Source organism: Neobacillus drentensis, from assembly GCF_036965245.1.
GTDB classification, from domain to species: Bacteria; Bacillota; Bacilli; order Bacillales; family Cytobacillaceae; genus Neobacillus; species Neobacillus drentensis_G.
Map to the genome: position 1 here is coordinate 1 of NZ_JBALPG010000198.1, position 919 is coordinate 919.

At 29.5% G+C, this 919-nt stretch carries 1 protein-coding gene; it reads left to right on the top strand.

Annotated elements, in window-relative coordinates:
• Positions 1–919, top strand: a 919-nt coding sequence (locus V7150_RS25130) for a hypothetical protein (RefSeq protein WP_335523725.1), incomplete at both ends; no start/stop codon positions are given.

Genomic DNA, 919 nt, shown 5'->3' on the forward strand with positions numbered 1-919 from the left:
ATATTAATCACTATTGGTTACATTTTACGGTTAATAGTCCTTTTTTTAGATATTTATGGAAGAGGATATTTTTATATTCCACACAGTGGAAGTGATACAGAGGGATTTTTTGCGCAGGGAATATTAATCTCTAATGATTTAAGTTTATTTGATAAAACAAATATGGGGGCATATGCAAACCTGTTAGGCCTATTTTTCTATCTATTTGGTGACCAAAGGATCTTAGCTCAATACCTGAACACTCTACTGGGCTTGGGGATTATCGTAATCGTTTATAGGATTCTTCAGCAAATAGAAATTGAAAATAGGACAAAAAAAATGGTTCTTTGTATTATTATTTTTTTCCCACAGGCAATCATCTTTTCAGGCATATTGTTACGGGAAAATCTAGTATCTTTTGGATTAATCATGATGACGTATTATCTAATAAAATGGTATAAAAAACGTGGAAATGGAAATATTGTTTTCTCCATTTTATTTTTTGGAATTGCGGTATATTTTCATTCGGGTGTTGTAGTCGGATTTATCCCTTTGGCATTTATGTATACTTTTTACAGGCATGAACATAACTCATTTAAAATAGACTTAAGATCTATTTTAATGTTATGTTTATTTATTTTTGTAGGTGTTTTTTTATCAGTTAAATATGGAGACGTTATTTTCAACAAATTTGGAAATACGGACATAACATCCGATGATTTTTATAAAGGTATGAGTTCTGATGTCGACGCAGGGTCCAGATATCTTAATGGTTTAACTTATAATAGTTTTTATGATATTTTACTATACTCTCCATTAAAAATGTTTTACTTCCTTTTTTCTCCTATCCCGCTAAATTGGCGTGGATTTATGGATATAATAACATTTTTATTGGATTCTTGTGTTTACTTAGTTATATCAGTAAATCTATATAAATATC